Origin of the sequence: Staphylococcus schleiferi, assembly GCF_025558325.1 — a bacterium.
GTDB classification, from domain to species: Bacteria; Bacillota; Bacilli; order Staphylococcales; family Staphylococcaceae; genus Staphylococcus; species Staphylococcus schleiferi.
Map to the genome: position 1 here is coordinate 1 of NZ_CP094712.1, position 26,802 is coordinate 26,802.

Consider the following 26,802-nt stretch of genomic DNA (forward strand, 5'->3'; position numbering starts at 1 on the left):
ATGTCAGAACAAGAAATTTGGGATAATGTTCTCAACTTATGCAAAGAAAATGTTACTAATGTTTCATATGACACTTGGCTCAAAGACACAACATTACATGCTCTATCTAATAAAGAAGCTGTCGTTATTGCTGCACAGCCATTTATTGCAAATTGGCTAACGACCAATTATACAGATCTCGTCAAACAATTTTTAGAAGCTGTAACGGGACACGATATTGAGAACATCAACTTCATTACTGAAGAAGATTTAGCAGAGCTCAATGTCGCGTCATCCTCTAAAAATTCAGAGCATCATTCGCATGTTGAACCTGTCGTGTCAGGTGAGCAATTTAACACGAACAATACATTTGAAACATTTGTCATCGGTCCCGGCAACCGCTTCCCGCATGCTGCGAGCCTTGCTGTTGCGGAATCACCGGCAAATGCCTATAATCCGCTTTTCATTTATGGTGGTGTAGGTTTAGGAAAAACGCATCTGATGCATGCGATTGGTCATTATGTCCTGGAAAATAATCCTGATGCGAAGGTACTTTACACATCAAGCGAAAAATTTACAAATGAGTTTATTCAATCCATTCGTAACAACGATACAGAGTCATTTCGTGAAAAGTACCGCAATATCGATGTTTTATTAATTGATGATATTCAATTTATTCAAAAGAAAGAACAGACACAGGAAGAATTTTTCCATACTTTTAATGACTTGCATCAAAACAAAAAGCAAATTGTCATCTCCAGTGATCGTCCACCGAAAGAAATTTCTACTTTAGAGGAACGTCTAAAATCCCGCTTCCAATGGGGGTTAATCGTTGATATCACACCACCAGATTTTGAGACACGGATGGCCATTTTACAAAAGAAAACAGAAGAAGAAAATCTAGATATTCCTATCGAATCTTTAACTTATATCGCAAATCAAATTCAAACGAATATTCGTGAACTTGAAGGTGCTTTAACGCGTGTACTCGCATATTCAAAATTACAAGGTAAACCGATTACGACCGAATTAACCTCTGATGCTTTAAAGGATATTATTCAAGTTACAAAATCTAAAAAAATTACGATTCAAGATATTCAAAAAGTTGTTGGTGAGTATTACGGCGTACGTATTGAAGACTTTGCAGCAAAGAAACGTACAAAATCGATTGCCTATCCAAGACAAATCGCGATGTACTTATCGCGAGAGCTAACTGTTTTTTCTCTACCAAAAATTGGAGAGGAATTTGGAGGACGCGATCATACGACAGTCATTCATGCGCATGATAAAATAAAAAAAGATATCGAAAATGACCCTACATTACGACAAGAAATAGAAGGTATTGAAAAAGAGATCAGAAGTTGATTTGTGGATAGTGGGCAAAAGTTGTACACATCATACACAACTTATCCACATGTGAATAACCTTTGATATCAATCAATTTTATGAGTTATCCACTAATCCACAGCCCCTATGACTATGATTACGACTTTAAATAATAACTATAACTATTATAAACGACTGAAAGGAGTTTATAGAATGATGGAGTTTTCTATCCAAAGAGATTATTTTATCACTCAATTAAACGATACATTAAAAGCCATTTCACCAAGAACGACATTACCAATATTGACAGGTATTAAAATTGATGCCAAAAACGAAGGCATTGTCTTAACTGGATCAGATTCAGAGATATCAATTGAAATTACAATCCCGAATCAAGTTGATGGAGAAGAAATTGTTAATGTGACAGAGCCAGGTTCTGTCGTATTGCCAGGGCGTTTCTTCGTTGACATTATTAAGAAATTACCAGGTCGAGAAGTTAAGCTTTCTACAAACGAACAATTTCAAACATTGATTACATCAGGTCATTCTGAGTTCAATTTAAGTGGTTTAGACCCTGATCAATATCCATTGTTACCACAAGTATCTAGTGAAGATGCATTGCAATTACCAGTCAAAGTATTGAAAAACGTGATTGCACAAACTAATTTCGCAGTGTCCACCTCAGAAACACGTCCAGTTCTTACAGGTGTAAACTGGCTTATACAAGAAAATGAATTAATATGCACAGCGACTGATTCACACCGCTTGGCTGTAAGAAAGTTGAAACTTGAAGACGAAGAAATTGGTGATAAAAATGTCATTATTCCAGGTAAAGCTTTAGCAGAATTAAATAAAATTATGACAGAAAGCGAAGAGCATATTGATATTTTCTTTGCATCAAACCAAGTATTATTCCGTGTTGGTAATGTAAACTTTATTTCACGCTTACTAGAGGGACACTATCCTGATACATCACGCTTATTCCCAGAAAACTATGAGATCAAATTAGCATTAGATAATTCTGATTTTTATCATGCCATTGATCGTGCTTCTCTTTTAGCAAGAGAAGGTGGTAACAATGTCATTAAATTAAGTGCAGGCGATGAGCAAGTGGAACTTTCATCTACATCACCTGAAATTGGGACAGTGAAGGAAGAAGTTACTGCAAACGAGGTTGAAGGTGGCAACTTAAAAATATCTTTTAACTCTAAATACATGATGGATGCTTTAAAAGCGATCGATAATGACGAAGTTGAAGTCGAATTTTTCGGTACGATGAAACCATTTATTTTAAAACCAAAAGATGATGACACCGTTACACAATTAATTTTACCGATACGTACTTACTAAATAATTTAAAAAGCCTATGATACAAAACGCAGTTGGACTTAACCAACTGCGTTTTTTGTGTGACTTAATAGCTCAGTTTCCATACGTAAAGTTAGTAAAAAAATAAAGTCATTTGAATCGTTCGCGCGTGTAATATTCAAAGCAGCCTGATTTTAGTATAATTAAAAGATAATGTGATGGAGGATTGGAATATGAAAAGTAAATGGCCTTTAATTTTAACAATTATAGTGGTACTCGCAATTGTAATAGCAATCATTATTAGAATGAGTACACATAATTCAGACCCTAATGCAGCGCGTCAAAATGAAAAAGAAATGGTGACAGATACCCAATCAAAACCACATCAAGGCGCAAAAGAGAATAAAATTGTAATTGTGGAATATGGTGATTTTAAATGCCCTTATTGTGGTGCATTTGAACGTAACATTAAGCCACAACTACAAAAAGAATTTATTGATACGCAAAAAGTACAATTTCGCTACGTTAACGTTTTAATACATGGAGAAGAGTCTGAATTAAGTGCAAAAGCTGCATTAGCAGTAAATCAGATTGCGCCGAACCAATATTGGGCGTTTCACAAACTTTTATATCAAGGTCAACCATCGAATAAAGATGACGTGACTACAAAACATTGGTTAACAGATAATTTTATTCAACAACAGCTAAAAAAATTAGACTTGTCACCTAAACAATTAGAAAAGATTACTTCGGCTTATCGAGACAAAAATGGAGAAATCGCTAAAAAAGCGCAAAACGATAATAACTTAGCTAAAAAGTATAAAGTGCCACAAGTGCCATCGTTATATATCAACGGTGAACCGATAGAAGATACTACGGATTTTGACACGATTAAATCTAAAATTGATCAAGTGATTAAGGATCAAAAGTCCTAACACATGATGGGTCATTCATCATTTGTTCCACATGAAACTTTTACTCGAAAATTGCCTTCTGTACATGAAATTTTTGCGATAAAACGGTATAATATATAGGTGAGCAAATATGAATGGAGTGATTAAATTGGCTGAGGAAGTAATTGTTGATGGTGAACTCACTTTAGGACAATTTTTAAACTATGAAGGCATCATTGAATCAGGAGGACAAGCGAAGTGGTTTTTAAGTGAATATGATGTTTTCTTGAATGGCGAGCATGAATCGCGTCGTGGCAAAAAGTTACATGACGGGGACCGTATAGAAATTCCTGAAGTAGGTTCATATATCATCAAATTCGGTGAGCAATGAAACTTAAAACACTCCAATTAGAAAACTATCGAAATTACGAAGAGATATTGCTTCAATGTCATCCTGAAGTCAATATTTTAATTGGTGAAAATGCACAAGGAAAAACCAATCTATTGGAATCTATTTACACCTTAGCCTTAGCGAAGAGTCATCGTACGACGAATGATAGGGAATTAATTCGTTTTAATACTGAGTATGCTAAAATAGAGGGTGAGCTCAGTTTTCGCCATGGTACGATGCCGCTCACAATGTTTATCACGAAAAAAGGTAAAAAGGTAAAAGTAAATCATTTAGAGCAAAGTCGTTTGACGCAGTATATAGGCCATTTGAATGTGGTCCTTTTTGCGCCTGAAGACTTAAATATTGTCAAAGGCGCACCACAAGTGAGAAGACGTTTTATCGATATGGAACTTGGGCAAATTTCAAATTTATATTTAAATGATTTATCGCAATATCAACGTATTTTGAAACAACGCAATCACTATTTAAAGCAGCTGCAATTGAAACAGACAAAAGATACAACGATGTTAGAAGTACTGAATCAGCAATTTGCTGAATATGCAGTGAAAGTGACACAACGCAGAGCACAATTTATTGCAGAACTAGAAACTTTAGCAGAGCCCATTCATTCAGGTATTACGAATGGTCGCGAAGCTTTGACATTAAAATATTTACCTAGTATCAAAATTGAAGACACCTCGCAAGCAGAGGCAGTCTTAATTCAAAAAGTACTCGAAGACCTTCAAAGTCACCAGAATCGTGAAATCGAGCGCGGTGTGAGTTTAAATGGACCACACCGTGACGATTTAGCTTTTCAAGTGAATGGCATGGACGCACAAGTTTATGGCTCTCAAGGTCAGCAACGGACAACAGCGCTTTCGATTAAGTTAGCAGAAATTGAATTAATGAATCAAGAAGTGGGGGAATACCCCATTTTATTACTTGATGACGTTTTAAGTGAACTAGATGATGCACGTCAAACGCATCTTTTAAGTACAATTCAGCATAAAGTTCAAACATTTGTGACAACCACTTCGGTAGATGGTATTGATCATGAAATAATGAAAAACGCGAAGATATATCAAATTGCACAAGGAAATATTAAGCAGTAGGAAGAAAGTGAAGGTGGGAAGCATTGGCTGATGTGAACAACTCGGAAAATTATGGTGCGAGTCAGATTCAAGTTTTAGAAGGACTTGAAGCGGTACGTAAGCGACCAGGTATGTATATTGGTTCTACTTCAGAACGTGGTCTACATCATCTTGTTTGGGAAATTGTCGATAACAGTATTGATGAAGCACTTGCAGGATATGCAGATGATATTGAAGTGATCATCGAAAAAGACAATTGGATTAAAGTTACAGATAATGGACGCGGTATTCCTGTCGATATTCAAGAAAAAATGGGACGTCCTGCTGTAGAAGTTATTTTAACTGTATTACACGCTGGTGGGAAATTTGGCGGCGGTGGCTATAAAGTTTCAGGTGGTTTACACGGTGTAGGTTCATCTGTTGTAAATGCATTGAGTGAGACGTTAGAAGTTTACGTTCATAGAAATGGACGTATTCATCATCAAGCCTACCACATGGGTGTACCTGCATTTGATTTGAAACAAATTGGTGATACAGACCAAACAGGGACAGTGATTCGTTTTAAGGCAGATGGCACGATATTCCAAGAAACGACAGTGTATAACTATGAAACTTTGCAAAAACGTATTCGTGAATTAGCCTTTTTAAATAAAGGTATCCGTATTACGCTCAGAGACGAGCGTGACGAAGAAGAAATTCGTGAGGATAGTTACCACTATGAAGGTGGAATAAAGTCGTATGTCGAGCTTATAAACGAGAATAAAGAGCCATTACATGAAGAACCTATTTATGTTCATGAGACACGCGATGACATTGAAGTCGAAATCGCTATTCAATATAACAGTGGTTTTGCGACAAATTTACTGACTTACGCGAATAATATCCACACATATGAAGGTGGGACGCATGAAGATGGCTTTAAACGTGCGTTAACGAGAGTATTAAATAATTATGGATCTCAAAATAAGTTAATCAAAGATGAGAAAGAACGCTTGTCAGGTGAAGATACGAGAGAAGGTTTAACTGCTATCGTTTCCATCAAGCATGGAGATCCTCAGTTTGAAGGACAAACAAAAACAAAATTAGGCAACTCTGAGGTTCGTCAAATTGTTGACCGCGTATTCTCGGAGCTTTTTGAACGTTTCTTATATGAGCATCCACAAATTGGACGAATTATTATCGAAAAAGGTATTATGGCTTCTCGCGCACGTATCGCTGCGAAAAAAGCGCGTGAAGTCACACGTCGTAAGTCTGCACTTGATATTTCAAGCTTACCAGGTAAGTTAGCAGACTGCTCAAGTAAAGATCCATCTGAAAGTGAGATTTTCTTAGTAGAGGGTGACTCTGCCGGGGGGTCTACAAAATCAGGTCGAGACTCACGTACGCAAGCAATATTGCCTTTAAGAGGGAAAATTTTAAACGTTGAAAAAGCACGTTTAGATAAGATTTTGAATAACAACGAAATTCGTCAAATGGTCACTGCATTTGGAACAGGTATCGGCGGAGAGTTCGATATCTCAAAAGCCCGTTACCACAAGATTGTCATTATGACTGATGCGGATGTCGATGGTGCGCATATTCGGACGCTTTTATTGACGTTCTTTTATCGTTTTATGCGCCCACTTATTGAAGCTGGTTATGTTTATATCGCACAACCGCCATTGTACAAGTTAACACAAGGGAAACAAAAATATTATGTCTTTAATGACCGCGAATTGGATAAATTAAAAGAAAGACTTAATCCAACGCCAAAATGGTCAATTGCACGTTATAAAGGTTTAGGGGAAATGAACGCAGACCAATTATGGGAAACAACAATGAATCCTGAAAACCGTGCAATGCTTCAAGTGACTTTAGATGATGCAATCGAAGCGGATCAGACATTTGAAATGTTGATGGGCGATGTCGTCGAAAATCGTCGTCAGTTCATTGAAGATAATGCCGTATATGCCAACCTAGATTTCTAGAATGAGAATTGGAAAATGAGAAGGAGGATATCTTGATGGCTGAAACACCTGAATCAAGAATTAATGAACGTAATATCAGCAAAGAGATGCGAGAATCGTTTTTGGATTATGCCATGAGTGTTATTGTGTCTCGTGCTTTGCCAGATGTCAGAGATGGTTTAAAACCTGTACATCGTCGTATTTTATACGGCCTCAATGAGCAAGGTATGACGCCAGACAAACCGTATAAAAAATCTGCCCGTATCGTAGGGGATGTAATGGGTAAATATCATCCACATGGGGACTCTTCTATTTATGAAGCAATGGTCCGTATGGCACAGGATTTCAGCTATCGTTATCCACTTGTAGATGGACAAGGTAACTTTGGTTCTATGGATGGTGACGGCGCAGCAGCAATGCGTTACACTGAAGCGCGTATGACAAAACTTGCCTTAGAACTGTTGCGTGATATTAATAAAGATACGATTGATTTTATTGATAACTATGATGGAAATGAACGGGAACCAAGTGTATTACCTTCACGTTTCCCAAATTTATTGGTTAACGGAGCTTCAGGGATTGCGGTAGGTATGGCAACGAATATCCCACCACATAATATGCGCGAAGTCATTGATGGTGTCCTAAGTTTAAGTCATAATCCAGAAATTACCATTAATGAATTAATGGAAAATATTCAAGGCCCAGACTTTCCAACGGCAGGCTTAATTCTAGGTAAAAGTGGTATTCGACGTGCATATGAAACAGGCCGTGGCTCTATTATTATGAGAGCAAAAGCTGAAATTGAATCACGTGGTGGAGGCCGTGAACGTATTGTTGTGACGGAAATTCCATTCCAAGTCAATAAAGCACGCATGATTGAAAAAATTGCTGAATTAGTACGCGATAAAAAAATTGAAGGCATCACAGATTTACGTGATGAAACGAGTTTACGTACAGGGGTTCGTATCGTTATTGATATTCGTAAAGATGCGAATGCAAGTGTAATATTGAACAACTTGTATAAACAAACGCCCCTTCAAACTTCATTTGGTGTTAATATGATTGCGCTCGTTAACGGTAGACCGAAATTAATTAACTTGAAACAAGCGTTATATCACTATTTAGAGCACCAAAAAGAAGTAGTTCGTCGTCGCACAGCTTATAACTTACGTAAAGCAAAAGACCGTGCTCATATACTAGAAGGTTTAAGAATTGCACTAGACCATATCGATGAGATTATTACAATTATTCGAGAATCTGAAACAGATAAAGTGGCAATGGAAAGCTTACAATCACGTTTTGAACTTTCTGAACGTCAGGCACAAGCAATTCTTGATATGCGTTTAAGACGTCTGACAGGCTTAGAACGAGATAAAATTGAAAACGAATATAACGAACTTCTTGCCTATATTGAAGAATTAGAAGCAATCTTAGCAGATGAAGAGAAGTTATTAGCACTTGTTCGTGAAGAGCTTACAGAAATCAAAGAAAAATATGGCGATGATAGACGTACTGAAATTCAACTTGGCGGTATAGATCAACTTGAAGATGAAGATCTTATTCCAGAAGAACAAATCGTTATTACACTGAGTCATAATAACTATATTAAACGTTTACCAGCATCAACATATCGCTCACAAAATCGTGGCGGTCGTGGTGTACAAGGTATGAATACGTTAGAAGATGATTTTGTGAGTCAGTTGGTTACAACGAGTACACACGACCATATCTTGTTCTTTACGAATAAAGGTCGGGTCTACAAACTCAAAGGTTATGAAGTGCCAGAACTCTCACGTCAGTCTAAAGGTATTCCTATTGTTAACGCGATAGAACTTGAAAGTGACGAAAATATCAGCACAATGATTGCTGTTAAAGATTTAGAGTCTGAAGAAGACTTCCTTGTATTTGTAACGAAAAAAGGTTTAATTAAACGTTCTGCATTGAGTAACTTTAACCGTATCAATCGTAATGGTAAGATTGCGATTAAATTTAGAGATGATGATGAGTTAGTAGCTGTACGTTTAACTGATGGCGAAAAACATATTCTGATTGGTACAGCAGATGCCTCTCTTATCCGTTTTAAAGAGACAGATGTTCGTTCCATGAGTCGTATCGCAGCGGGTGTCAAAGGGATTAAGCTTCGCGATGGTGACGAGGTTATTGGCTTAGGCGTTACGAATGAAGAAAGTAATGATGAGATTTTAGTAGTCACTGAAAAAGGTTACGGTAAGCGTACCTCTATTGAAGAGTACCGTTTGTCTAACCGTGGTGGTATGGGTGTTAAAACTGCCAAATTGACAGAGCGAAACGGTCAACTCGTATGTATTGCAACTGTTGAAGGTGATGAAGATTTAATGGTTGTTACAAACCAAGGTGTGATTATTCGTATGGAAGTGAGCGATATTTCAGTGAATGGACGTATGGCTCAAGGTGTACGTTTAATTCGCCTAGATGATGAACAGTTTGTATCTACAGTGGCTAAAGTGAAAAAAGAACCAGAAAATCTTGAAGCGGAAAATGATGAACTAGAATCAGAGACAGAGACTGTTATTGAAGACGATGTACCTGGTGCTACAATTCATACAGAAGCGCCTGAAGTGAGCTACAACGACACAGAAGAACGAGAAACGTTAAGACAAGATTTTATGGATCGCGTTAATGAAGATATTGAAAATGAAGATGAATAAAATCAGATAAATTAAGAAGCGACGATGATTCTATTGGGAATCACCGCCGCTTCTTTTTTAATTGAACAGAGTCATGAAAACAGCATCAAAGGATTTCGACCACTTCATGCATTAACGAAGAATGATATTTTAATCTTCCAATTGTTTCATTGCGTATGGAATTTCGTCAATCATTCTTGAAGGGGGTACAACATACATCTCCTGAGAAAGTTTTTCTCCTATATAACTATGTGTGTATGTGGCACTGGTAATTGCATCAACAAGATTGTCAAATTGACCTACAAAGCTTGTTATCATTCCAGCAAGGGTATCCCCCATTCCGCCTGTCGCCATCGCAGGGTTGCCAATTTGTAATTGATATTCTTCGTCTTTAAAGAAAATTTCTGTTCCATGTTTCTTTAGGACAACTGTGCCCCCAAGACGATCGACGGCTTCTCGGTTTCGTTCATAAGTTTGTTCTTCTATTGGAATGCCACTCAAACGCTCCCACTCTTTCTGATGTGGTGTGTAGATGACATTGCAAGCTGGAATTTCAGGTTTTAATTTACTTACAATTGATATCGCATCGCCATCCACAATGAGCGTATGGTGGGGTTGAATATTTTGTAAAAGAAATGTCATAGCATTATTGCCTTTAAAATCAAGACCCAAACCTGGACCAATTAAAATACAATCTGAAACTTCAATCATCTTTGTCAGTTTTTTCGTATCATTAATATCAATGACCATAGCCTCTGGACAGCGAGAATGAAGTGCAACATGATTTGTTGGATGTGTTGCGACTGTAATTAATCCACCACCACTGTAAACACACGCACGTGCTGCAATCATAATCGCACCACCAAGATTGGCATTGCCACCAATTAAAAGTATACGACCGTAATCTCCTTTATGCGTATCACGCTTACGTTTAGGTATGCTGACAGCTGACAATGTTTTCACGTTTGTGACCCTCCTATCTGGAATTTCCATTATTACAACAAGATATATTATACCTGGTTTGTACTTTCGTCAATACCAATTCAAAGCTTCTAGAATGCGGTCATGCTTACCGATAATAGGAAAGGCTGATGTCATGCGGTTAGCCTTTAGATATTTTTATCATTTTGAGCTCAAAATGCGGAATAGAATTGATATATCGCTATCCTCAAATGAATCTCGTCTCCAGTTCATCCTTGTACTAAAATGGATGATTAAGCTTCTTCTCATTTGTTTAACACGTTAAAAGATTAATTTAATACCATGTTACGAATATTATGAAAACTATTGTTTAAGCGATTTAAGAATCCTATACTGATTATTAAGTGTGATGGGGATGGGACAGCATCAAAATTGAGTAGACGAGCTAAAAGATGTCCGATGCGCATCAAAAGCTAATATATGATAGGGGTGGATAATGATGACTTTACGTCTAAATGGGGATCAACTCACAATTGAAGCGATTCGCCAATTTCTAGCTACTGGAGATCAAATTGAAATTAGTGAAGAGGCACATGCGCGTGTCAAAAGAAGTCGTGCGATTGTGGAGCGCATTATTGCAAATAAGGAAACAGTATATGGGATTACGACAGGCTTTGGGTTATTCAGTGACGTATTAATTGATCAACAAAAGTATAATGAATTACAAGTCAACCTGATTCGTTCACATGCTTGTGGGGTCGGTCAACCTTTTGCACAACGCGTCGCTTTAGTAATGATGGTCTTGCGTCTTAATACTTTATTGAAAGGTCATTCTGGTGTCACAACCGACCTTGTTGATCAGCTTGTCTTTTTTATTAATAATCGGATTATTCCAGTGATTCCGCAACAAGGTTCTTTAGGTGCATCGGGTGATTTAGCACCATTGTCTCATCTCGCTTTATCTTTAATCGGGGAAGGCAAAGTTGAATATCAAGGTGAGATTTTAGACAGCTCGAATGTCTTAAAACGCCTTGACCGTGCTCCTTTGGCACTTCAAGCTAAAGAAGGCTTAGCATTGATAAATGGAACACAAGCCATGACTGCACAAGGTGTGATTACATTTATTGAGACAGAGAGTCTTGCATATCAAGCAGAATGGGTAGCTGCTTTAACACATCAAGCTTTGAATGGTATAACAGATGCATATCATGAAGCGGTGCATAGAGTGCGTAATTTCGAGGAACAAGTCGCGGTAGCAGGACGGATGTTAGACTGGCTGGAAGGTTCCCAATTGACTACACGCCAAGGGGAAATTCGTGTCCAAGATCCTTACACATTACGTTGTATTCCTCAAATTCATGGGGCCAGCTTTCAAGTCTTCAATTATGTACGTGAAAAATTAGAATTTGAAATGAATGCGGCAAATGATAATCCGCTTATCTTTGATGAAAATGATGAAACCCTCGTAATTTCTGGTGGTAACTTTCACGGTCAACCTGTCGCATTTGCACTCGACTTTTTAAAAATTGGAACAAGTGAACTCGGTAATGTGTCTGAAAGACGTCTTGAACGATTAGTTAATCCACAATTGAATGGTGGGCTACCTCCTTTCTTAAGTCCTGAACCAGGTCTACAAAGTGGTGCAATGATTATGCAATATGCTGCAGCCAGCCTAGTATCAGAGAATAAAACATTAGCGCATCCAGCGAGTGTCGATTCTATCCCATCGTCAGCTAACCAAGAAGACCATGTATCAATGGGAACGATCGCCTCACGCCATGGTTATCAAATTCTAGAAAATGTACGTCGTGTTATCGCAATTGAGGCAATTATTGCGCTTCAAGCCGTAGAGTTGAAAAATGTATCTCAATTATCGCCTAAAACCTATGAAAAGTTTACGGATTTACGTAAAATCGTCCCTTCAATCAAAGAAGATCGTCAATTCCATCGAGATATTGAAAATGTAGCAAATTATTTACAAAATGTGGCATATCAGAAATAAGCTTGCTATTCAAATTTTTCTTTGATATATTAAATGTAAATTAATAGAGTACATTGTTTGTGGAATAAGTAATATAGGAATGGAATTAGAGAGTTTGTGGTTGGTGAAAACAAATGTACGGCACTATATGAAATCTATCCACGTATAGAAACAATTCGGGTCAAACCGTTAACTTTTGTAAGAGTGCAGACATATGAAGATGTCTGTTAAATAGGGTGGCAACGCGTCAAAACCACGTCCCTTGTGTTGAGGGATGTGGTTTTTTATTTTCGTGATGTTTCCTCATCTTAAATTTTAAAAAACTTGTGAAAGGAAGTTGGCATATGTTAGACATTAAATTATTTAGAAGTGAGAAGGAAAAAGTTAAAGAGAAAATTGCTTTAAGAGGTATGGATCCTGCTGTTGTGGAAGAAGTTTTGACTTTAGATCAACAACGTCGTGACTTGATTCAACAAACAGAAGATTTAAAAGCAGAGCGTAATAAAGCATCACAACAAATCGCAGAAAAAAAACGAAACAAAGAAAATGCAGATGATGCGATCAAAGCACAACGTGAAGTAGGGGAGAAAATTAAAGCGATCGATGCACAACTTAAAGAAGTTGACGATACATTAAAAGACAAACTTTCTCGTATCCCTAACCTTATTCACGATGATGTCCCTGAAGGTAAAGATGACAGTGAAAATGTTGAGTTGAAAAAATGGGGCACACCACGCGAATTTAATTTTGAAGCGAAACCCCATTGGGATCTTGTAGAAACTTTAAAAATGGCTGACTTTGACCGTGCAGCACGCGTATCAGGAGCACGCTTTGTATACTTAACAAATGATGGCGCGAAATTAGAACGTGCTTTAATGAACTTTATGATTACGATGCATACGACACAACATGGTTATTCAGAAATGATGGTACCTCAACTTGTAAATGCTAAAGCAATGTATGGCACAGGACAATTACCAAAATTTGAAGAAGATTTATTTAAAGTAGAAAAAGAAGCTCTCTATACAATTCCAACAGCAGAAGTGCCATTGACAAATTATTATAGAGATGAAATTATCCAGCCAGGTGTCTTACCTGAAAAATTCACAGGTCAATCTGCATGTTTTAGAAGTGAAGCGGGTTCTGCCGGCCGTGATACACGTGGACTCATTCGTTTACATCAATTTAATAAAGTAGAGATGGTTAGAATTGAGAAGCCAGAAGACTCATGGAATGCTTTAGAAGAAATGACGACTAATGCTGAAGCGATTCTAGAAGCACTTCAATTACCTTATCGCCGTGTCATCTTGTGTACGGGAGATATCGGATTTGGTGCAAGTAAAACATATGATTTAGAAGTTTGGTTACCAAGTTACAATGACTATAAAGAAATTAGCTCTTGTTCAAACTGTACAGACTTCCAAGCGCGTCGTGCTAACATCCGTTTTAAACGTGATAAAGATGCGAAACCTGAATATGTTCATACATTGAATGGTTCTGGTTTAGCGGTAGGTCGTACATTTGCGGCTATTGTTGAAAACTATCAAAATGAAGACGGTACGATTACTGTACCAGAAGCGTTAGTGCCATTTATGGGCGGTCAAACTGTGATTGAACCAAAATAATTGTGAGATGATTGAATACGCATCTTTAGGGTAAATACTCTAGAAATGCGTATTTTTTAAGGAGGTATTTTAATGGCACATTTTAAAGTTGATCCAGCACATAGTCATGTCGGTTTTGCGATTCAACATATGATGGTGAATACATTGAAAGGTCAATTTCATGACTACCAATTTGAGATTGAAGGCGATTTAGATCAGCCGACATCTTTACAAGCTAAAGGTACAATTCAAGTGAACTCTATCGATACGTATGTGAGAGATCGAGATGACCATTTACAAAGTGAAGACTTTTTTGATGCAAAACAATACCCAGAAATTAAATTTACAACGAAAGCGATTGAGCCAGCGGGAGATCACTACAAAGCACAAGTTGAAGTGACATTTAAAGGACATACTCAAGATGAGGAATTCGAGCTTTATGTCAATGGTTCAGGTAAAAACCCTCTAAGTGGCGATACAAATGCAGGGTTCACCTTAAAAGGTGAACTTAACCGCGAAGACTACGGTCTTACTTATAATGCACCTTTAGAAACAGGCGGTGTCTTTATAGGTAAAAAAGTTAAAATCGAACTTAACCTTGAAACAGTTGTAGAAGGATAATTAAGATTATCGTTTTATTAATGATATAAAATTTGAATTGGCGTTTAAGAAATATACGTCTTGATATTTGTTAGAGCGAGACAACGAAATCAAAATGGTTTCTGTCTCGCTCTATTTTTGAGCATGTAAATAGATAAAATGATATTATAACAGCTTTTACAACAGTTAAAAAATCTGAAAATTTTTTTTAAACCCCTTTGTTAAGCCTTTTTAATACAATCGTTAGACTTCGGACACTATGACGTTAGACTAACCTGATAGAGAATTTGATAATCTTGTATTATAATAAGATTAATTTTTTTAGAAGGGATGTGTCATGGTGTCGCATACAACTTTTAAGCAAGGCGTACAAGAATGTATTCCAACTTTGTTAGGCTATGCAGGGATAGGATTTTCCTTTGGCGTTGTCGGTGTTGCTTCTGGTTTTGGCTTACTTGAAATCGTGATGTTATCGATGCTTGTTTATGCCGGAGCTGCTCAGTTTATTATTGTCGCTTTAATGGTTGTTCATACACCAGTTTGGATTATTGTACTGACAACGTTAATCGTAAATAGTCGCATGTTCCTATTGAGTATGACACTAGCAAATAATTTTAAGCAGGAAAGTTTACTTCATAGAGTTGGGGTAGGCGCGTTACTCACTGATGAGACTTTTGCTGTGGCCATAACGCCTCATTCAAAAGGTCTCCCCATAACACGTAATTGGATGTATGGACTAAATTTAACAGCCTACTTATTTTGGATTTTTGTCTCTATTTTGGGGGCGTTACTTGGCAACTTTTTTAAAAATCCAGATGCATTTGGTTTAGATTATGCCATTATAGCGATGTTTGTATTTTTAACGATTGCACAATTTGAAGGAATCACCAAGTCAAAGATGCGTACTTATTTGTTATTGATGCTGATTGTCATTGTTATGATGTTATCGCTAAGTATGGTCATGTCTTCCTATTTAGCAATTTTATTCGCGTCTACTATCACTGCAGCAATAGGGATGGTGATTGATCGATGACACTTTATATCTTATTGGCAATTATAGGTTCGGGAATTGTCACTTTACTTTTACGTATTACACCGCTTGTGATGATTTCTCGTGTACAGCTTTCTGATAAAGTTTTAAAATGGCTCACTTTTATTCCAATCACCCTTTTCACAGCTTTAGTCGTGGATGGTTTAATCCAGCAACAAAAAGGTGTGATGGGTTATACATTAAACTGGAACTTTGCCTTAGCGCTAATACCCACTGTTATTAGTGCTTTTTGGCTTAGAAGTTTAACAATAACAGTTATTGTAGGTATGATTAGTGTCGCATTATTGAGAATAGCCGGATTATTCTAATAATCGTTTGCATGTCGATAATGAATGAGGTATGATAAAAAACAAAAATATACTTATTAAGAGAAGTTGAGGGATTTGGCCCTGTGACGCTTCAGCAACCACTTATTGATAAGTACGGTGCTACAACCAACCATTGCGGATGATAAGTTAACATAGATGTGCTTACAAAGGTTGTATTACCGTTATTTCGGAAATACAACCTTTTTTGAATTTTAGAGGGAGGGCATACTAAAATGATGAATTATCGAGTTGACACATTAGAGTTAGGCGCTTTTACAACTGAATCTGGAGAGAAAATTGAAAATTTAAAGCTTCAATATGAACATGTAGGTTACCCAGGTCAACCTTTAGTGCTTGTTTGTCATGCGTTGACAGGCAACCATTTAACATATGGAACAGAGGAAAATCCAGGGTGGTGGCGTGAGATTATTGATGGGGGTTACATGCCGCTTCATGATTATCAGTTTCTTACTTTTAATGTTATCGGTAGTCCATTCGGTTCTAGCTCACGTGTAACAGATCAAAATTTTCCTCAGCACCTTACAATGCGCGATATTGCCCATGCGCTTGAAAAAGGAATTGAAGCTTTAGGCTTCCGTAAAATTGATGTACTCATAGGCGGTTCTTTAGGCGGTATGCAAGCACTTGAGCTCCTTTATCGGCATAAATTTGAAGTAGAAAAAGCAGTGATTCTTGCAGCGACCGCAAAGACATCTTCGTATAGCCGTGCATTTAATGAAATTGCGAGACAAGCCATTCACATAGCAGGTAAAGAAGGTTTAAGTATTGCGCGTCAACTCGGTTTCCTGACGTATCGATCATCTAAAAGCTATGAAGCCCGTTTTACACCTGATGAAGTCGTCACATATCAAAAATATCAAGGTGATAAATTTAAAGAACAATTTGACTTACAGTGCTATTTAACATTGCTAGACGTCTTGGATAGCCATGATATTTATAGAGGAAGAGAAAATGTGGACAAGGTGTATCAATCATTGAATACAAAAGTGCTGACACTTGGTTTTACCGATGATTTGTTGTACCCCGATGATCAAGTTGCTGCACTTGGTAAGCACTTCAAATACCATCGTCATTTTTTTGTGCCTGATAATGTTGGGCATGATGGCTTTTTGCTTAATTTTAATGACTGGGCGCCCTATTTATATCATTTCTTAAAAGTTTCGCGATTTCGACGCTAATTTTAGACGATAATGTTATCTATTTGTTATAATTGCGTAAACTAGAAATACTAGACAATAAGCTGTATTTTAGGGATAATAGCTAAAATATAGCTTTTCTTTGTGTTTGAGGAGATGTAAAGATATGTCATCTAATCAACACAAATTGTATTCATATTACAAAGCTTGTAAAATAGAAGTTATAGAATAAATTAGTTTGGAAGTGGCGTCTTTGTTTTCTAAAATCAAGCCTAAAGAAACCCTAGTAGGTACAATTGTTCTATTAGCGGTAGCTTTAGTACTGCATTTTATGCCTTGGTCAGTAATGATTATCGCATGTTTTGCAACCTTACCAGGAATCATATTATGGTACCGTTCCATTCATTCTTTTGGATTGGCTACTTTAATTACGATATTACTCTCAACATTAACGGGCGACTTGTTTGTAATGACCTTTATGATCATTTTATTAGCATTGAGTGCAGTGATTGCACAATTGCTTAAGCAACGTGCCTCAAAAGAACATATTTTGTATGTCGCAACACTTGTGACGAGCATCATTACAATCGGTGCTATCATGATTTTGCAAGGTTTAAAACAATTACCATATGCACAAGTGTTATTAGAGCCTTATCAAAAAATCGTTAATCAAATGATTGAGATGCAAAATTTAGATCAACAGGCAAGAGAGGTTTTAAATAACTCTGTGCATCAGTTGGCAGTTCAATTGCCAGCTATGATTGTTGTGACGATTGCAATTTATTTAATCATCACGTTGATGATTATCTTTCCAATCTTACGTAAATTCAAAATTGCAACGCCTGTTTTTCGTCCATTATATTTATGGCAAATGAAACGTTCTCTATTTATTATTTACGCCATTGCGTTGTTGTTCAGTGTGACAACAGAACCTGCCACAACAATCAATAGTATCGGTATTAATTTTCAAATTGTATTAGGTTTCTTATTAGTCATTCAAGGTTTAAGTTTTATACATTACTTTACTACAATAAAACGAATGCCAGTTGCTGTGTCTGTCATCTTTATTGTGTTAGGTATTATTTTTTATCCAATGACACGTTTGATTGGTTTATTAGATCTTGGGTTAAATTTAAAAAGTATGATTAAAAACGATAAGAGGTGACAAACAAGATGAACCGTCATTCAATGAAGAAAGCACTGATCGTTCCATTCCTTGTAATTACGATGACAGCATTGATTATTGTAGGTGTGTCCTTTTTCTTTAATCGCTTTTTGGCTTTTATAGCTGCTATCATTGTTTTTGTGATGCTCATCGTCAGTTTGTTCATTTTTAGACGGCTGTATCGCCGCTTTGATCGTTATTTAGATGATTTGAGCGGAAAGGTGTCGCTCGCAAGTGATAGAGCTGCCAAAACGATGCCTATGGGCTTAATCGTATTGGATGAAAATGATCGGATAGAATGGGTCAACCCTTTTATGACCGAACGTTTTGATCGCAATGTGATTTCGGATCCTATTAATGAAATCTATCCTAATATTTTAAAGCAGCTTGAAAAAGCAAGAGAGATAGAGATGCAAGATGGTGCATACCATTATCGCGTGAAGTATTCAGAAGATGAAGGAATTTTGTATTTCTTAGATTCAACTGAAGAAGCTGAAATACAACAAGCTTACGATGATCAACAGCCAATTATTGCAACGTTGTTCTTGGATAACTATGATGAGTTAACGCAAAATATGAATGATACACAACGTTCAGAAATCAACTCTATGGTCACTCGTGTGATTAGTCGATGGGCACAGGAACACGATGTCTTTTTCAAAAGGTACAGTTCCGATCAATTTATTGCCTATATGAATCGTCGTATTTTACGAGACATTGAAGATACGAAATTTGATATTTTGAGCCAGCTTCGTGAAAAAAGTGTGGGTTATCGCGCACAATTGACACTCAGTATTGGTATTGGGGAAGGCTCTGAAAATTTAATTGACCTTGGAGAACTGTCACAATCTGGTCTAGACTTGGCATTAGGTCGTGGTGGAGACCAAGTTGCGATTAAAAATATGAACGGGAATGTTCGTTTCTATGGCGGTAAGACTGACCCGATGGAAAAACGGACACGTGTAAGAGCACGCGTCATTTCTCACGCATTAAAAGATATATTATTAGAAGGCGACAAAGTGATTGTAATGGGTCATAAGCGCCCAGACTTAGATGCTATCGGTGCAGCAATCGGTGTGACACGCTTTGCAATGATGAATAATCTTGATGCCTATATTGTGTTAAATGATTCCGATATCGATCCAACACTTCGCCGTGTGATGGATGAAATTGATGAAAAACCAGAATTAAAAGAACGTTTCATCACATCGGATGATGCATGGAATATGATGACGTCTAGAACGACTTTAGTCATCGTAGATACGCATAAACCAGAGATGGTGATTGATGAAAATATTTTAAATAAAGCCAATCGTAAAGTCGTAATTGACCACCATCGTCGTGGTGAAAGCTTTATTTCCAATCCTTTACTTATTTATATGGAACCTTATGCAAGTTCGACGGCAGAACTTGTTACAGAGTTACTCGAGTATCAACCGACAGAACAGCGTTTGACGCGACTCGAATCAACAGTGATGTATGCAGGTATTATTGTCGATACACGTAACTTTACATTGCGTACAGGGTCACGTACTTTCGATGCTGCGAGCTATTTACGTGCACACGGTGCAGATACGATATTAACGCAACATTTCTTAAAAGATGACATAGAAACGTATATCAATCGTTCAGAGTTGATTCGTACTGTGAAACTACAAGAAAATGGCATTGCGATTGCACATGGCTCGGATCAAAAAATTTATCATCCAGTTACAGTTGCACAGGCAGCGGATGAACTGTTAAGTTTAGATGGAGTAGAAGCATCCTATGTTGTAGCAAGACGCGAGGAAAACTTAATTGGTATGTCAGCGCGCTCACTTGGTGAATTCAATGTTCAATTGACGATGGAAGCACTCGGTGGCGGTGGTCATTTAACCAATGCAGCAACACAACTTGAAGGTGTGACTGTGGAGGAAGCCATTGAAAAATTACAACATGTGATCAACGAACAAATGGATAGGAGTGACGAATCATGAAAGTAATTTTCACACAAGATGTTAAAGGTAAAGGTAAGCAAGGAGAAGTTAAAGAGGTACCAGTTGGTTACGCGAACAACTTCTTAATTAAAAATGGCTATGCAGTTGAAGCAACACCTGGAAACCTTAAACAATTAGATCAAAAGAACAAACGTATCGAAAAAGACAAGCAACAAGAACTTGAAGATGCGAAAGCGTTAAAAGAAAAATTAAGTGAACTTGAAGTCGAAGTTAAAGCGAAATCAGGTGAAGGCGGCAAATTATTCGGTTCTATTAGTACGAAACAAATTGCTGAAGCACTTAAAGCGCAACATAACATTAAATTAGATAAACGAAAAATGGACTTACCTCAAGGTATTCACGCGCTAGGTTATACAAATGTGCCAGTTAAACTTCATAAAGAAGTGGAAGGTACAATTCGTGTACACACTGTAGAGCAATAAGCATAGAAAAAGCTGGGACGACAGAGTCACCAGCTTTTTTATATCATATCCCTTTATCACGGCATCTAACGGACAACCATTGCCGGAATGTATGGTTTATAATAGAATATGTTAAGATATGTAACAAATATGAGGAGGTCCTCGGCATGGATGAAATGTTTGAACACAATCGAATGCCACACAGTCATGAGGCAGAGCAGTCTGTCTTAGGTGCAATCTTTTTAGATCCAGAATTGATGTCATCGACACAAGAAGTGTTGTTGCCAGAGTCTTTTTACCGTGGCGCACATCAACACATTTTCCGTGCCATGATGGATTTAAACGAAGATGGACAAGATATAGATATTGTGACTGTCCTTGATCGACTAACACAAGAAGGTGTTGTGAATGAAGCAGGTGGACCACAATATCTCGCTGAAATTACAACGAATGTACCGACAACGCGTAATATTCAATATTATACGGATGTCGTTTTTAAAAATGCGATTAAACGTAAGTTGATTCATACAGCAGATAGCATTGCGAATGATGGCTATAACGATGAATTAGATTTGGATACAGTCTTAAACGATGCTGAACGTCGTATTCTAGAACTCTCTTCTACACGTGAAAGTGATGGTTTCAAAGACATTCGTGACGTATTAGGACAAGTTTATGACAATGCGGAACAGCTCGACCAGAATAGTGGGCAAACACCAGGGATTCCTACAGGGTATCGCGATTTAGACCAAATGACGGCAGGATTCAACCGAAATGACTTAATTATTCTCGCAGCCCGACCTTCTGTAGGTAAGACTGCCTTCGCTTTAAATATTGCGCAAAAAGTTGCGACACATGAAGACCAATATACAGTGGGCATTTTCTCGCTTGAAATGGGTGCAGACCAACTTGCGACACGTATGATTTGTAGTTCTGGTAATGTCGATTCCAATCGTTTGCGTACAGGGACCATGACTGAAGAAGACTGGAATCGATTTACTGTGGCAGTGGGGAAATTGTCACGAACTAAGATTTTTATTGATGATACGCCAGGGATTCGTATTACGGATATTCGTTCGAAATGCCGCCGTCTTAAACAAGAGCACGGTTTGGACATGATTGTAATCGACTATTTACAATTAATACAAGGCAGCGGTTCTCGTTCATCAGATAACCGTCAACAAGAAGTTTCTGAGATTTCTCGAATGCTTAAAGCGATTGCGCGTGAGTTAGAATGTCCTGTGATTGCGTTGAGTCAGCTTTCACGGGGCGTAGAACAACGTCAAGATAAGCGACCAATGATGAGTGATATACGTGAATCAGGGTCAATCGAGCAAGATGCGGACATTGTCGCATTCTTATATCGTGATGATTATTATAATCGTGGCGACGGAGATGATGATGACGACGATGGTGGTTTTGAACCGCAAACGAATGATGAGAATGGAGAAATCGAAATTATCATTGCAAAGCAACGTAACGGTCCAACTGGAACGGTCAAATTGCATTTCATGAAACAATACAATAAATTTACGGATATTGATTACGCTCACGCAGAGATGGGATAAAAAAATAATTAGCTTAAAAACCGTACGAAAAACAATTTTTTGTTTTTAAAGTACGGTTTTCAGTTTGGTTTCTTTGCTTATATTTATCGTAAGTTAGGATTTTAGAAATTGTATGAAATGGCATTCAATGCTTCTATTACGCATGGTTCTAGGTTTCGCATTACTTTATATCATATGCTAGATGTCATCATCTAGGTGATACAATAATGTTCGTTTTTTGATTTGCAATCATACTGTGATACTGGTAGAATACTCTTTGGTTAATTGAGAAAACTTGGAGGTGCTCTTATGTCATCAATCGTAGTTGTTGGGACACAGTGGGGAGACGAAGGAAAAGGTAAAATTACAGACTTTTTAGCGGAACAAGCAGATGTTATTACACGTTTTTCAGGTGGTAACAATGCAGGACATACCATTAAATTTGATGGTGAAACATACAAATTACATTTAGTACCATCTGGTATTTTTTATAAAGATAAACTTGCAGTGATTGGTAACGGTGTAGTTGTTGATCCTGTTGCGTTATTAAAAGAATTAGACGGTTTAAATGAAAGAGGTATTTCAACAGATAATTTACGCATCTCAAACCGCGCACACGTCATCCTACCTTATCACATTAAGCAAGATGAGCTTGAAGAAGCGCGTCGTGGTGATAATAAAATCGGTACGACTAAGAAAGGTATTGGCCCAGCATACGTAGATAAAGCACAAAGAATTGGAATTCGTGTTGCAGATTTATTAGATAGAGAAGTTTTCGAACAACGTTTAAAAGAAAATTTAGAATATAAAAATGATTATTTCCAAGGCATGTTTCATCAATCTGCACCATCATTTGATGAAATCTTTGAGACATACTATCAAGCAGGGCAACGTCTTGCACCTTATGTGACAGACACTGCAAAAGTGTTAGACGATGCATTTGTAGCTGATGAGCGCGTTCTTTTTGAAGGTGCGCAAGGGGTGATGTTAGACATCGATCACGGAACATATCCTTTTGTAACATCAAGTAACCCTGTAGCGGGTAACGTGACAGTTGGTGCTGGTGTAGGGCCAACAAATGTATCAAAAGTAGTTGGCGTATGTAAAGCATACACTTCACGTGTAGGTGATGGGCCATTCCCAACAGAATTATTTGATGAACAAGGGCACCATATTCGTGAAATCGGACGTGAATATGGCACAACAACAGGTCGTCCACGCCGTGTAGGTTGGTTTGACTCCGTTGTATTACGTCACTCTCGTCGTGTAAGTGGGATTACAGATTTATCAATCAACTCTATCGACGTCTTAACTGGCTTAGAAGAGGTTAAAATCTGTACAGCTTATGAATTAGATGGAAAAGAGATTACGGAATACCCAGCAAACTTAAACGACTTAAAACGTTGTAAACCTATCTTTGAAACATTACCAGGTTGGACTGAAGATATTACAGGTGTACGTAGTTTAGACGAACTACCACAAAATGCACGCCGTTACTTAGAGCGTATTTCAGAATTATGTAACGTCCATATTTCTATCTTCTCTGTAGGTCCTGACCGCAATCAAACGAATATCGTTGAAAAATTATGGTAAGTATTTAGACTTCGGTAAGTCTATCGGCAACACTTCGGTAAGACTACCCCCCTTATAAATTAGTCTATAAAAATCAATTATAAAAGCGACAAGCGAGGGTCTTTTGAGGGGCCACTGCTTGTCGCATTTTTGTTTATTCATCTTTATAGTGATCTTTAATATAAACTTTCGTCATCGCAATCCCGATCCAACTGATGAGAAGGACAGGTAGGATAACGATATTCAATAATGCGATATTCAGAGAATGTGTGTTGATTTTTAAGGTACTAATAAAAGCCATCGTCCCTTTTGATGTAACAATAAATTGATAAAGTGTAAAGAGTATGGTGGTCCATTGAATAAAATACTCTAAAATTTCAATTAACGTTTCGTTATAGGCATTCAATCGCATCATATAACGAACAAAGAAAAACTGTAAAAAACCACCAGCCAAAATAGAAATAACTAATATATTAAATATACTCCCTTTTTCATGTAATAGAAAAGCGAATAAGATATAAACAAGACCGCCCGCTATCGCAAGTGATAATAAAGCTGTAACCATAAGGACAAGACTGACACCACATGCCTTCACAAAGAGCCAGTCATCTTTGTATGTCCCAGACATATAACCAATTAATAGAAATAAACCTAAAATAATGATGACATTGATGATAATCATTGCGATTCGACTAATCTCCTTCTCGTTTCTCGATGATCGCCATATGTAAATCGTGAACCATCGCAATCAAAGGACGGATAATCATTTGAATACTCCCAATTACAAATAAAACGGTACCGTCAAAGACAGTTGAATCAGAAAAGAAGAGAAAACTTCCTATTAAAAAGATAACGCCTAGTACGACATCATTGAGTTGGTACAATGCTTTATAAATGAGCGAACGGCTATTTTGATGTGCTTGTAATCCAAAAGGGATTTGTGATTTCTTTTTCTTCATCGTTAACCTCCTTTATCATTAACATTAATGAATATCACGTTTACGATGATTACCGCCACGAACTTCAGAAACATTACCTATAGATAAGAATGCGGTTTCATCAATGGCCATGACAATCTCTTTTAATTTTGCTTCTTCTAATCGTGTAATGACACAGAAGATGACACGCTTATCTTCTCCTGTATAAGCGCCTTCTCCTTTTAAATATGTGACGCCACGACCGAGACGTGAGTTAATAGCTTCTCCTATTTCTTTATAAGCATCACTAATAATCCATATTGATTTCGATTCATCAAAACCAAGTAAGACGGTGTCAATCATTTTAGAAGCGATAAAATAAGCTACAACACTGAATAAAGCACTCTCCCACGTAAAAACAAATCCGGCAATACCAAATATGAAGAAATTAATAAACATCACGATTTCTCCAACTGAAAATGGTATTTTCGAATGAACTAAAATCGATAAGATTTCTGTACCGTCGAGGGATCCCCCATACCTTAAGACAATACCGACACCGACACCTAAGACAGCCCCACCAAAAATTGTTACTAAAAATTTATCATGTATGACAGGATCAATTGGATGCAAAACGATAGTGACAATAGATAAAACAGAAATCGCATATAAAGTTGAAATCGCAAAAGTTTTCCCTATTTGTTTATAACCTAAAAAGAAGAAAGGTAAATTCAGTATAAAAATGAATATCCCTAACTTGAGCCCTAATAAATGAGAAAGGATAATTGAAATCCCTACAATGCCCCCATCAAGCAAATGATTTGGAACGAGAAAAAGTTCAAGTGCGACACCCATCAATACTGCACCCAATGTCATAAAGAAAAACTTTTTAAAAAATTGAAGTTGCTTTTTTGGCTTTTCTTTCGTGTATGGAACGGCTGATTCTACTTGTTTTTCCATATGTTGCCCCCTTTTAAACATTATATGAAAAATTATACAAAAAAAATTCAAAAAAATCTTGTCAACTTGATTTCCTGATGCTATAATCAATCTTGTGTTTAAGAAAGGCTCCTTGGTCAAGCGGTTAAGACACCGCCCTTTCACGGCGGTAACACGGGTTCGAGTCCCGTAGGAGTCACCATGAAAAATGGTCCCGTAGTGGAGCGGTTTAACACGCCTGCCTGTCACGCAGGAGATCGCGGGTTCGATTCCCGTCGGGACCGCTAAATCAGGCTAAAACAGTGGTTTTAGCGCAAACGAAAGTCATTGAAGTTCATGTAAGTGAACCGCAATGGCTTTTTTTCATAAATATAAATGTGTATCAAAATTGAGATACTTTGTGGCTGTACACTTTATATGGTGGTTATGTGTCTATAATAATTAAGTCGCAAACTTCCGATTGCTTCTTCGAGTCTCGCTTTCCCAGGCGCCTTACCTCAACTAATTTTGGCTTTTATTGTAGCTCATAAGAAGCCAAAATGGATTTTCGGTTTCGGCTCTATGCCTCGGGAGTCTCGACTCGGTACGCAATCTATTTAAGCAATTTCACTATTGAAAAGTGGCATTGCTTTTTTCTTTGGTCTTTTATACAGTCTAAAAATGAAGAACCTACTTTGTTAAGGTGAGTGACGTGTTTTTTTCAATAAAAGTGTATAGAAATGAGGATGATCGCTGTGTTTAAAAAAGAAGTTCAACCCACTGAGAAGATATTATTTATTAGTGGTTTAGCTATTGTGCTTATCATTGGTATATTAGCATTATTGGATGTCGTGCAATACAAAAATCATGTGATATTCTTATTGAATATCGTTGGCTTATTATTGATGACACTCTCTGTCGTGCGTATACAGAAAAAACTCGGTATCTTTTGTGGCATCGTCATTGTTTTATTAATCTTAATTCATTTTATTTAAATAGAAGTTATCCTACTCAGGCAGTGAAGCAGTCTTAAAAGAGGCTGAGGCACTGCTTTTTTGTGCAT

The 26,802-nt window shown here is 37.3% G+C and carries 23 protein-coding genes, 2 tRNA genes, 1 riboswitch and 1 other annotated feature; of the genes, 21 read left to right on the forward strand and 4 right to left on the reverse strand.

Going from position 1 to position 26,802, the window contains the following annotated elements; all coding sequences use genetic code 11:
• The 7 genes from dnaA to gyrA all read left to right on the forward strand — a co-directional run bounded on the left by dnaA (position 1) and on the right by gyrA (position 9,621).
• Positions 1-1,344, forward strand: coding sequence for a chromosomal replication initiator protein DnaA (gene dnaA / locus MUA40_RS00005; protein ID WP_016425727.1), 1,344 nt, complete (start codon positions 1-3; stop codon positions 1,342-1,344).
• Between the two features lie 174 nt (positions 1,345-1,518).
• Positions 1,519-2,655: a DNA polymerase III subunit beta gene (gene dnaN / locus MUA40_RS00010; RefSeq protein WP_016425728.1), complete on the forward strand. Its 1,137-nt coding sequence runs from the start codon at positions 1,519-1,521 to the stop codon at positions 2,653-2,655.
• A 191-nt stretch (positions 2,656-2,846) separates the two neighbouring features.
• Positions 2,847-3,548 carry a DsbA family protein gene (locus MUA40_RS00015; RefSeq protein ID WP_194368767.1) on the forward strand — a complete coding sequence of 234 codons (702 nt, stop codon included), beginning with the start codon at positions 2,847-2,849 and terminating at the stop codon, positions 3,546-3,548.
• 109 nt (positions 3,549-3,657) lie between these two features.
• Positions 3,658-3,897 (forward strand): S4 domain-containing protein YaaA, encoded by a 240-nt coding sequence (gene yaaA, locus MUA40_RS00020; protein ID WP_016425730.1) that lies wholly within the window; start codon positions 3,658-3,660, stop codon positions 3,895-3,897.
• Positions 3,894-5,009, forward strand: a complete 1,116-nt coding sequence (recF, locus tag MUA40_RS00025) for a DNA replication/repair protein RecF (protein ID WP_016425731.1) — start codon at positions 3,894-3,896, stop codon at positions 5,007-5,009. The genes yaaA and recF overlap by 4 nt, the downstream gene beginning before the upstream one ends.
• A gap of 23 nt (positions 5,010-5,032) precedes the next feature.
• A complete protein-coding gene (gene gyrB, locus MUA40_RS00030; protein ID WP_016425732.1) occupies positions 5,033-6,955 on the forward strand; it encodes a DNA topoisomerase (ATP-hydrolyzing) subunit B in 1,923 nt (640 codons plus the stop codon).
• Between the two features lie 35 nt (positions 6,956-6,990).
• Positions 6,991-9,621, forward strand: a complete 2,631-nt coding sequence (gene gyrA, locus MUA40_RS00035) for a DNA gyrase subunit A (protein ID WP_262569645.1) — start codon at positions 6,991-6,993, stop codon at positions 9,619-9,621.
• A gap of 129 nt (positions 9,622-9,750) precedes the next feature.
• On the opposite strand, the gene MUA40_RS00040 is transcribed toward gyrA, so the two are convergent.
• Positions 9,751-10,593, reverse strand: coding sequence for an NAD(P)H-hydrate dehydratase (locus MUA40_RS00040; protein WP_207554581.1), 843 nt, complete (start codon positions 10,591-10,593; stop codon positions 9,751-9,753).
• Positions 10,594-11,020: 427 nt separating this feature from the next.
• Between MUA40_RS00040 and hutH the strand changes: the two genes are divergently transcribed.
• The 11 genes from hutH to MUA40_RS00095 all read left to right on the forward strand — a co-directional run bounded on the left by hutH (position 11,021) and on the right by MUA40_RS00095 (position 23,925).
• Positions 11,021-12,523 (forward strand): histidine ammonia-lyase, encoded by a 1,503-nt coding sequence (gene hutH, locus MUA40_RS00045; RefSeq protein ID WP_262570128.1) that lies wholly within the window; start codon positions 11,021-11,023, stop codon positions 12,521-12,523.
• A gap of 46 nt (positions 12,524-12,569) precedes the next feature.
• Positions 12,570-12,768 (forward strand) — a binding site (T-box leader).
• Positions 12,769-12,846: 78 nt separating this feature from the next.
• On the forward strand, positions 12,847-14,127 hold the full coding sequence (gene serS / locus MUA40_RS00050; protein WP_016425736.1) for a serine--tRNA ligase: 1,281 nt from the start codon (positions 12,847-12,849) through the stop codon (positions 14,125-14,127).
• 72 nt (positions 14,128-14,199) lie between these two features.
• Positions 14,200-14,727 carry a YceI family protein gene (locus tag MUA40_RS00055; RefSeq protein WP_126496340.1) on the forward strand — a complete coding sequence of 176 codons (528 nt, stop codon included), beginning with the start codon at positions 14,200-14,202 and terminating at the stop codon, positions 14,725-14,727.
• 316 nt (positions 14,728-15,043) lie between these two features.
• Positions 15,044-15,739: an AzlC family ABC transporter permease gene (locus MUA40_RS00060; protein WP_126496342.1), complete on the forward strand. Its 696-nt coding sequence runs from the start codon at positions 15,044-15,046 to the stop codon at positions 15,737-15,739.
• Positions 15,736-16,065 carry an AzlD domain-containing protein gene (locus MUA40_RS00065; protein WP_126496344.1) on the forward strand — a complete coding sequence of 110 codons (330 nt, stop codon included), beginning with the start codon at positions 15,736-15,738 and terminating at the stop codon, positions 16,063-16,065. The genes MUA40_RS00060 and MUA40_RS00065 overlap by 4 nt, the downstream gene beginning before the upstream one ends.
• Positions 16,066-16,115: 50 nt before the next feature.
• A riboswitch (SAM riboswitch) is annotated at positions 16,116-16,214 on the forward strand.
• A gap of 84 nt (positions 16,215-16,298) precedes the next feature.
• The gene (gene metX / locus MUA40_RS00070; RefSeq protein ID WP_016425740.1) at positions 16,299-17,264 is read left to right on the forward strand and encodes a homoserine O-acetyltransferase MetX; all 966 of its coding nucleotides are present in this window, start codon (positions 16,299-16,301) and stop codon (positions 17,262-17,264) included.
• Between the two features lie 202 nt (positions 17,265-17,466).
• Entirely contained in the window at positions 17,467-18,387 is a 921-nt protein-coding gene (locus tag MUA40_RS00075; protein ID WP_262570052.1) for a DUF2232 domain-containing protein, read from the forward strand.
• A gap of 8 nt (positions 18,388-18,395) precedes the next feature.
• Positions 18,396-20,363 carry a DHH family phosphoesterase gene (locus tag MUA40_RS00080; RefSeq protein ID WP_016425742.1) on the forward strand — a complete coding sequence of 656 codons (1,968 nt, stop codon included), beginning with the start codon at positions 18,396-18,398 and terminating at the stop codon, positions 20,361-20,363.
• A complete protein-coding gene (gene rplI, locus MUA40_RS00085; protein ID WP_016425743.1) occupies positions 20,360-20,806 on the forward strand; it encodes a 50S ribosomal protein L9 in 447 nt (148 codons plus the stop codon). Before MUA40_RS00080 ends, rplI begins: the two co-directional genes overlap by 4 nt.
• A gap of 146 nt (positions 20,807-20,952) precedes the next feature.
• Positions 20,953-22,353 (forward strand): replicative DNA helicase, encoded by a 1,401-nt coding sequence (gene dnaB, locus MUA40_RS00090; RefSeq protein ID WP_016425744.1) that lies wholly within the window; start codon positions 20,953-20,955, stop codon positions 22,351-22,353.
• 288 nt (positions 22,354-22,641) lie between these two features.
• Positions 22,642-23,925 (forward strand): adenylosuccinate synthase, encoded by a 1,284-nt coding sequence (locus MUA40_RS00095; RefSeq protein ID WP_016425745.1) that lies wholly within the window; start codon positions 22,642-22,644, stop codon positions 23,923-23,925.
• Between the two features lie 133 nt (positions 23,926-24,058).
• On the opposite strand, the gene MUA40_RS00100 is transcribed toward MUA40_RS00095, so the two are convergent.
• The 3 genes from MUA40_RS00100 to MUA40_RS00110 are packed head-to-tail and all read right to left on the reverse strand — an operon-like array spanning position 24,059 to position 25,781.
• Entirely contained in the window at positions 24,059-24,586 is a 528-nt protein-coding gene (locus MUA40_RS00100; protein ID WP_016425746.1) for an SA1002 family membrane protein, read from the reverse strand.
• A gap of 10 nt (positions 24,587-24,596) precedes the next feature.
• Positions 24,597-24,863 carry a YrhK family protein gene (locus MUA40_RS00105; RefSeq protein ID WP_016425747.1) on the reverse strand — a complete coding sequence of 89 codons (267 nt, stop codon included), beginning with the start codon at positions 24,861-24,863 and terminating at the stop codon, positions 24,597-24,599.
• Between the two features lie 24 nt (positions 24,864-24,887).
• Positions 24,888-25,781, reverse strand: coding sequence for a YitT family protein (locus MUA40_RS00110; protein WP_126496346.1), 894 nt, complete (start codon positions 25,779-25,781; stop codon positions 24,888-24,890).
• A 106-nt stretch (positions 25,782-25,887) separates the two neighbouring features.
• Here MUA40_RS00110 and MUA40_RS00115 point away from each other — a divergent pair.
• The 3 genes from MUA40_RS00115 to MUA40_RS00125 all read left to right on the forward strand — a co-directional run bounded on the left by MUA40_RS00115 (position 25,888) and on the right by MUA40_RS00125 (position 26,734).
• Positions 25,888-25,962, forward strand: a tRNA-Glu gene (locus MUA40_RS00115).
• Positions 25,963-25,970: 8 nt separating this feature from the next.
• Positions 25,971-26,044, forward strand: a tRNA-Asp gene (locus MUA40_RS00120).
• A gap of 450 nt (positions 26,045-26,494) precedes the next feature.
• A complete protein-coding gene (locus tag MUA40_RS00125) occupies positions 26,495-26,734 on the forward strand; it encodes a hypothetical protein (protein WP_016425749.1) in 240 nt (79 codons plus the stop codon).
• The last annotated feature ends 68 nt before the right edge of the window (positions 26,735-26,802 follow it).